We start from the raw sequence: 8,396 nt of genomic DNA on the forward strand, positions 1-8,396 counted from the left end.
GGATGGTCCGTGCCGCGACGGCCGGCCCCGTCGAACTGCTCGGCGGCCGCAGCGGGTGCAACGCGGAGGCGGAGTCGGCGGCCCGGCGGGCGGTGGAGTCCGGACTGCCCGTGACCGAGCACGGCGTCGCCGGCCGCGCCACGGTCCTCGCCGTACCGCTGGGGGCCACCGGCCGGAGCGGCCACGTGCTGGGGGTCGCCCTGCTGGGCCGTGCGGGCTCCGCGTTCACCGCGAACGACATCGCCATGGTCCGGCACGCGGCCCGCCGCGCGACCGTGGGCATCACGCACGCCCGTGAGTTCGAGTCGGAGCAGCGCAGGACCGTCGAGCTGCAGCGCGCTCTGCTGACCGAGCCCGGCAAGCCCCACCCCAACCTCGAGTTCGCCACCCGCTATCTGCCGGTCGGCACCAGCAGTCTGGTGGGCGGCGACTGGTTCGAGACCGTACGCCTCCACTACGGGCGGACCTTGCTGGTCATGGGCGACGTGATGGGACACGGTGTCGATGCGGCCGTCGAGATGAACACGTACCGCGCGATGCTGCGCGATGTCCCCGCGGCCGATCTGCCACCGCACCGGGTACTGCGCCAGCTCGACCTCGCCATCGCCGACACCAGCGCCCGGCCGGCGACGTGTCTGCTCGTCCGGGTCGACCCGGCCCGCGGACTCGGCACGTTCTCCAGCGCCGGGCATCTGCCGCCCGTCGTCTTCACCGGCGACGGGACGGCGGAGCTCGTCGACGTACCGACCGGGCCACCGCTCGGCACCGGTCTCGGGGGGTACGAAGTCGTCACCCGCGGGCTCACCCCGGACGACACGCTGCTGCTGTACACGGACGGCCTGGTCGAGCGGCGCGGCGAGGACATCGACGAGTCGCTGGCACGGCTGACCCGGGTACGGCAGCCCTGCACCGCACCGGTGGGGGATCTGGTCGACGCGGTGGTGAGCGCGCTCGACGCGGAGCACGCGGAGGACGACGTCGCACTGCTCGCCGCCCGCATCCGCCGCCGCCGCTTGGCCCAGGTCACGGAGGAACAGCCGGTCCAGAGCCAGGAGCGGGCCTGACCGGCTCATCTCCTGCGGGCCGACGGCCAGGACTCCGGTGCCTAGGACCCCTGCGGCTCCGCAGGGGCCTCGCCGGGTCCCTCCTCCTGATTCGGTTCGGCCGGCTGCTCCTCCTGGGTCGGAGGTTCGGCCGGCTGCTCCTGCTGGGTCGGAGGTGGGGACTGGGGGACGGGCTCCGTCCGCTCCGCCGGTGTCGATGCGGCCGGCGGCGACGGGGACGGCTCCGGGGGTGTCAGCCCGGTGGGCGGCAGGTTCGGCGTGGTCCCGCCCGGTGTGGTCCCGCCCGGCGTCGCCGGTCCCGTCGTGGGCTTTTCGGGGCTGTGCGGCGACGGACTCTGCGCCGGCGTCGGCTCGGTAGGGCTCTCGGTGGGCGAGTGCTCCGTCGTCTCGCTCTTCGACGGCGGCTTGGACGGGCTCTCGGAGGACGGGCTCTCGTGCTTCGTCGTCTCGCTCTTCGACGGCGTCGGCTCGGTCCCGCTCTTCGACGGCGTCGGCTTGGTCGGGCTCTTCGGCGGCGTCGACTCCCGGTCGGTGTCTCCCGTGTCCTCCGTTTCGTCCGTGTCGCCGGTGTCGGGTTCCTCTTCGTCGGTGGGCCCGGTGGGCGTCGGCACGAGCGGGGCCGGGACCGGGGTCAGGGGATCACGGGGCGCCGGGGCCGGCTTGTCCGTCCCGCCGGTGGTGTCTCCGCGCGCACGGGCGAAGTACGTCTCGTCCTTGGGGTCGTACGCCACGAAGGTCTTCACGACCGTCGGCGAGGACTGAATGGCCACGGTGTTGGACGCGCGGTATCCGGACCAGGCCTCGCCCTTCTGCCGGGGCGCGCCGCCCCGGACGATGACGGGGGGCGCCAGCGGGTTCCCGCAGGCGCACCGCACGCGCGGCACTCCGCGGTCGTCGACGAGGACGGCGGTGCCGGCCTGCAGCACGGCCTGGTAGGGGGTGGCTTTGCCGTCGACGAAGCTGTGGTTGGTGACCCGGGTGTCCATCCGCAGGGTGAGGGGGGTCAGGGAGCGGAGATAGCCGGGGACCGCGGACGGCGCGATGCCGAGGGCCGACGCGAAGGCGGTGTTCTTGGCGGGCGCGGCGGAGAGTTCGCGGATCTGCATCTCGGTGTCGCAACTGGCGAGCTCACGGGTCCCGCCGTACAGACCGGGGACCGAACCCCGCACGCCGCGGGCGACGTTGCCTTCGGTCGGCGTCGCGGTGGTGGCCCCGCGTGGCAGGACCGCGGCCGGTTGCGCCGTCGCGGTGGCGCGTGCCGAGGAAGCCGTGAAGGGGGCGGGGCCGGCCGAACTCGCGGTCTCCAGGAGGACTTCGCCACCGTACGCGGGTTCGGGGCGGGTGAGGACGATCGCGAGGGCGACGGCCGCGGCGAGCACCGCGGCGATCGACGCGATCCTCGGTATGGAGCGCCACCAGGGGCCTCCGCCACCCGTTTCGGCGCCCGCGGGGCCCTTGGGACCTGACGGGCCACCGCCGGACGGTCCTGACCCTCCCCCGCCGCTCGGCGGCCCGCCCGGTGGCTGGGGAGGTGGCGGCGGTGGCGCCGGCTCCGGGCCCGACAGCGGTCCGGACGGGGGTCCAGTGGGTGGGCCTGACGGCGGTTGGGCGCTCACGGGCTCTACTTCCCAGACATCCCGGACTCCCGCGTTCCGGAGGTCCCGGACATCCCAGCTGTCCCAGAGATTCGGAGAAGCCTTCCTCCAATTGTGTGCTCCGCTCCCGCGCGGCCCGCAAGCCGGATCGGTCGGACCGGCCGGACCCTCCGGCGCGCGGCGGACGTCTTCGCTGCCTACCGTGGAGAGAGTGAGCCAGTACCCATCGACCGCAAGGGCCGGTGCCGCACACACCGTACGGGACTGGCGTGACGCGCTGGTGGCGGTCCTCGCGGGCCTCGCCGCCATGATCGTGGTGGCCGCACTCGGACTGTGGGCGGCGGGCGGAGCGGACCTTCCCGACGGCGCCTTCCCGCGCGTCGTCGCCGCCCTCGTCGTCATGGCGGCCGGCGGCACCGTGGATCTCGCCGGGGACGCGGGCTTCGTCGCCGAGTCGCAGGCCGAACTCGCTGTCATGCCCTTGTCCGTGAGCCTCGTCGGCGCCCTGGTGACGGCCGGGTTGTTCCTGCGGCCGCTGCGGCACCGCGCCGTGGCCCGGACCCGTGAGCTGCTCGGCCGGTTCGTCCGGCTCGCGGCCCTGTGGCTGCTGGGGCTCGCAGGGCTCGCCGGACTGGCCCGGCACACCTTCGAGCTCTCGCTCGGCAAGGACTCCCTGGTCGGCGACATCGGCGACTTCCTCGACGCCTCGCCGAAGGTCGGCTTCCGGGCGGACATGGGGCTCACGCTCCTCTTCGGCCTGCTGTGGCTCATCGGTGTGGTCGCGATGGCGCTCCTGGTGTCCCGGAAGGCTCCGCTGCCCACCCGGCTGGTGCGCTTTCAGGAGTCGGTCCGCCCGGCCGCGTTCGCGATGGTCGCGCTGCTGCTCGCGTACGTCGTCGTGGGCCTGTGCGTCGGGCTCGTGGTCGCCGCGACCCGCGGGCACCCGGACCGGACGTTCGCGGTGATCCTGCTGGGCCTGCCCAACATCGCCTGGCCGTCGCTCACCCTCGGCCTCGGCGCCTCGTGGAACGGCCGGGTGGAGGGGCCCTTCGGGCTGCCGATGCCGGAGCCGCTGGACGCTGTGCTGCGCACCGAGGACACGGCGACGCTGAATGTCTCCACGCTCGCCGAGCACAACGCGCAGGTGTGGTGGCTCGTGGTCGTGGCCGTCGTGCTGGTGCTCGCCGCGGCGTTCCTCATGGCGGTGCGCTCACCGGCGCGCATGCGGCCCTGGCAGCATGCCCTGCACATGGGCGTGGCACTGGCTCTCACGGTGCTGGTGATCTGCCTGCTCAGCCCGCTCTCCGCCCGGTTCGCACTGTCCCTGATCGGCATCGGGGAGCTCGAGGGGCTGGGCGGCGAGGTGCAGTTGCAGCCCCATCTGTGGACGGCCGTTGGCCTCGGGCTGGTCTGGGGGCTCGTCGCCGGGCTGCTCGGTTCCCTGATGGCCGCCCGGGTACGGCGCCGTGGCGAGGTGGAGACCGCCGCCGGCGTCCCGGCCCGCGACCGGTCGCAGAGGTACTGACCCGGGTGTGCTGGTGTACCTGGGGTGTCGTGTGGACGTACGGACGTGTTGGTCGGACCTACTGACGTGCACCTGGGCGTACCGAACTTGCGACTACTGACGTGTGCCCGGGTGTGCCGAACGTGAGGGTCGTTCACCCGCGGCCGGCGCCTCCCTCACCACCGCCCGTACCGGGGGCCGGCGGAGCGGGCCCGCTCGGAGTGACGATCTGCGTCGGCGTCGGGTCGGCGGGCTTCTCCGCCGGAGCTCCGCCCGAGGGCTTGCTGTCCATGGGTGCGTCGTGCGGCGGCGATTCGGTCGCGAAGGTGGCCAGCCGCTTGCCGTCGCAGTACACCCACCGCTCGTGTTCGGCTTCGTACAGCCACACCGCCTCGCCGTCCACGACCAGCCCCACGTGCACACCGCGGGTGCGTGTGCGGAAGGTCTCGCCGTCCACCTGGCCCGCAGCCAGCGACTCCACCGCGCTCCGGTACTCGGCCAGGGCTTTCTCCGCCCGGGCGAGCAGCGGCCGCGGGTCCGCCGTACGGGCGAGCGGCTGCCCGGCCGCCGGCGGGGCCTGCGGTACGGCGATGAGCAGCCGGCCGTCGACCCAGGCCGACCAGCCGTTGGCGCACAGGATCTGGCCCCAGTCGCCGCGCCGGTCGACGAGCTCGACCGGCAGGAAGGGGTCCAGCGGCGCGCTGGGGCGGTTGATGTCGGGGGCCTCCCAAGTGGCGATCCCGTCACCGGGGACGACATGGGTGGGCCGGAAGCCCGGCACGGAAACGGAATCGATCACGTCGTCACCGCTCTCTACTTGCGCATGATCGCGGGCTCCTGACGTCGCAGCAGCCGGGCGACGACGAACCAGAGCACGATGGAGTACACCACCAGGACGCCCATGCTGATCAGCCACGGGTCGGCGGTGTGCTCGAACAGCGGGTCGGCGAACTGCTTCTCCGGCACGATTCTGCCGAGGTCGATCGTCGCCGCCGAGGCCGCGAAGCCCCACCGGGCCGGCACCAGCCATGTCAGCTGCTCCAGGCCCACCGTGTCGTACAGCGTCAACAGAGCACCGCAGAAGACGATCTGGACCATGGTCATGAGCACCAGCAGCGGCATGGTGACCTCTTCCTTGCTCACCAGTGCGGAGATGACGAGGCCGACCATCATCGAGCAGAACGACAGCAGCGCGACGGCCAGGGTGATTTCGATGAGCGGCGGCATCAGGACGCCCTCGCCGCCGACAGTGTTGAGATTGACGCCGAAGAGTCCGACGAGGGTGATGACGACGGCCTGGACGACCGTGATCATGCCCAGCACCACCACCTTGGACGTCAGATAGGCGGATCTGGACAGCCCGACGGCGCGCTCCCGCCGGTAGATGACGCGTTCCTTGACGAGTTCGCGCACCGCGTTCGCCGCCCCGGTCAGGACCGCACCCACGCACAGGACGAGCAGGGTATTGATCGCGGTTTCCGGGTCGAGTTTTCTGCCGGCCATGAGCCGGGCCATGGCGCCCATCCCGAACGGCAGCGCGACCATGACGAACATGAAGGTCCGGTCGGTGCTCAGCACGGCCACGTAACGCCGTACGAGGGTCTGCAGTTGGGCGACCCACCTCTGCGACTTGGGCGGGGGCTGCGCGAAACCCTGGGGCAGCCGCTCGCGGGCGAGCCGGGGCTGCACGCTCGAGTCGATGTACTGGCGGTGGAACGGCGATGCGAGGTACTGCCCCGCCCAGTCGCGTCCGCGATCGTTCTCGAACGCCTCGAAGGCTTCGGGCCACTCCTCGAAGCCGAAGAAGGCGAGGGCGTCCCCGGGCTTGCCGAAGAAGGCGACCCGGCCGCCGGGCGCCATCACCAGCAGCTGGTCGCACACCTCGAGGCTGAGCACACTGTGGGTGACGACGATGACCGTACGGCCGTCGTCGGCGAGGCCTCGCAGCATGTTCATCACCGAGCGGTCCATCCCCGGGTCGAGGCCGGAGGTGGGTTCGTCGAGGAAGAGCAGCGACGGCTTCGTCAGCAGCTCCAGGGCGACGCTGACCCGCTTGCGCTGGCCGCCGGAGAGGCTGTGAATGGTCTGGTCCGCCCGCTGTTCGAGACCCAGCTCACGGATGACCTCATCGACCCGTGCCTCGCGTTCCGCGGGCGTGGTGTCCTCGGGGAAGCGCAGTTCGGCGGCGTAGCCGAGGGCCCGCCGGACGGTGAGCTGGATGTGCAGGATGTCGTCCTGCGGTACGAGTCCGATGCGCCGGCGCAGCTCGGCGTAGTCGCGGTACAGATCGCGGCCGTCGTAGAGGACGGTGCCGTGGTCGGCGGGGCGCAGTCCGGTGAGCGCGTTGAGGAGGGTCGACTTTCCGGCGCCGCTGGGTCCGACGACGGCGAGCAGGCACTTCTCGCCGACGGGGAACGAGACGTGTTCGAGGAGAACCTTGCGGCCCTCGTCGACGGCGACGCCGAGGTCCTGGACGTCCAGCGAGACCTCGCCGGAATCGACGAACTCCTGCAGTTCGTCGCCGACGAGGCGGAACGCGGAGTGGCCGACGCCGATGATGTCCCCGGCGGAGACCGTGGCGAGGGTGATGGGCTGCCCGTTGAGATAGGTGCCGTTGTGGCTGCCGACGTCGGCGATCTCGAACGTACCGTCCGGATGGAGGCGCAGTTCGGCGTGGCGGCGGGAGACCACGAGGTCGTCGATGACGACGTCGTTGTCGGCGCCGCGGCCGATGCGGACCGTTCGGGTGGGCAGCGGGCGCACGGTGGTGGGCTGCTGGAACGTGCCGGTGGCGGAGGGCATGGAGACGGCGGAGAGGCGGGGCTCGCCGGGCGGGCGCGGCGGCACGGGCTCCGGCGGGGACGCCGAGCCGACGAGGACCGCGCGGGGGCCGTCGTCGGGGTTGCCGAACCGTATGACGGTGCCGGGACCCACGTCCGACTCCTGGATGCGGCTGCCCTCCGCGTAGGTGCCGTTGGTGCTGTGCGCGTCCTCCAGCGTCCATTGGCCGGCCACGGTCCTGAGGACGGCGTGGTGCCACGACACCCGGGCGTCGTCGAGGACGATCTCGCTCATGGGGTCGCGGCCGACGTGGTACACCCGGCCCGGGCTCATCAACGTCGAGCCCCCGTCGGTTTCGATGACCAGCTCGGGCGCGGTCGGCGCTGCGGGCCGCTCAGCCATGCCTCGATCTTATCTTTTGATCTCTTTACTCGCCCGATGTCGCCTTTGCCCGCCGATGTCGGCCCGCCGGCGCAGCGGACCGGGGTCGGGTGGCGACGAGGGCGGCCTCGGTCGCCTTCGCCACGGACTGGACGGGGGTGCCGGCCCGGCGCCCCGCCGTCAGGCGACGGAGGGGATGGCCTGGGCCGGTATGCGCGGCTCGTCGTGGTGGATCGGGGTGTGCGCGCCGGTCAGTGAGATCCCGCTGCCGCCGCGCCGGCCGGCGACGATCTCCGCCGCGATCGACAGGGCCGTCTCCTCGGGCGTACGGGCGCCCAGGTCGAGGCCGATCGGCGAGCGCAGCCGGGCGAGTTCCAGCTCGGTGACGCCGACCTCGCGCAGCCGTGTGTTGCGGTCCTCGTGGGTGCGGCGGGAACCCATCGCGCCGACGTAGGCGACGGGAAGCTTCAGTGCCAGTTCCAGCAGGGGCACGTCGAACTTGGCGTCATGGGTGAGGACGCACAGCACCGTACGGCCGTCGGTCCGGGTCGACTCCAGGTACCTGTGCGGCCAGTCGACGACGATCTCGTCGGCCTCGGGGAAGCGCAGCTTCGTCACGAAGACCGGGCGGGCGTCGCACACGGTCACGTGGTAGCCGAGGAACTTCCCGACCCGTACCAGCGCGGACGCGAAGTCGATCGCACCGAAGACGATCATCCGGGGGGCGGGGACGCTCGACTCGACGAGCAGGGTCAGCGGCCGGCCGCAGCGGGCGCCGTCGGCGCCGATGACGGCGGTGCCGGTACGGCCGGCGTCCAGCATGGCGCGGGCCTCGCCGGCTGCGGTGCGGTCCAGTTCCGGGTGGCCGCCGAGGCCGCCGTCGTACGAGCCGTCCGTACGGACGAGCAGGGCGCGGCCCATCAGCTCGGCGGGTCCGTCGGTGATCCGCGCGACCGCCGCTGCCTCCCCTCGCGCGGCGGCGGTCAGCGCGGCCGCGAAGATCTCCCTGGCGGGAGAGTCCGCGCGTACCGGGGTGACGAGGATGTCGATGATCCCGCCGCAGGTCAGACC

At 72.5% G+C, this 8,396-nt stretch carries 5 protein-coding genes and 1 pseudogene; 2 read left to right on the forward strand and 4 right to left on the reverse strand.

What is annotated here, in order from left to right:
- Nucleotides 1-1,064 (forward strand): PP2C family protein-serine/threonine phosphatase (locus tag ACWGI8_RS33690; protein WP_453666793.1); only part of this gene is annotated, 1,064 nt, incomplete at its 5' end.
- A gap of 356 nt (nt 1,065-1,420) precedes the next feature.
- On the opposite strand, the pseudogene ACWGI8_RS33695 reads toward ACWGI8_RS33690, so the two are convergent.
- Nucleotides 1,421-2,680: pseudogene (locus tag ACWGI8_RS33695) on the reverse strand (DUF6777 domain-containing protein); the annotation flags it as partial.
- A 190-nt stretch (nt 2,681-2,870) separates the two neighbouring features.
- On the opposite strand from ACWGI8_RS33695, the gene ACWGI8_RS33700 reads away from it, so the two are divergent.
- Nucleotides 2,871-4,184, forward strand: a complete 1,314-nt coding sequence (locus ACWGI8_RS33700; protein ID WP_453666795.1) for a streptophobe family protein — start codon at nt 2,871-2,873, stop codon at nt 4,182-4,184.
- Nucleotides 4,185-4,317: 133 nt separating this feature from the next.
- Here ACWGI8_RS33700 and ACWGI8_RS33705 read toward each other — a convergent pair whose 3' ends face one another.
- The 3 genes from ACWGI8_RS33705 to ACWGI8_RS33715 form a co-directional block, all read right to left on the reverse strand.
- On the reverse strand, nt 4,318-4,962 hold the full coding sequence (locus tag ACWGI8_RS33705) for a hypothetical protein (protein WP_453666796.1): 645 nt from the start codon (nt 4,960-4,962) through the stop codon (nt 4,318-4,320).
- Between the two features lie 14 nt (nt 4,963-4,976).
- Nucleotides 4,977-7,346: an FHA domain-containing protein gene (locus ACWGI8_RS33710; RefSeq protein ID WP_453666798.1), complete on the reverse strand. Its 2,370-nt coding sequence runs from the start codon at nt 7,344-7,346 to the stop codon at nt 4,977-4,979.
- 159 nt (nt 7,347-7,505) lie between these two features.
- Nucleotides 7,506-8,396, reverse strand: an 891-nt coding sequence (locus ACWGI8_RS33715; protein WP_453666800.1) for an XdhC family protein, incomplete at its 5' end; no start/stop codon positions are given.

The sequence above is a fragment of the Streptomyces sp. NPDC054841 genome (assembly GCF_053611045.1).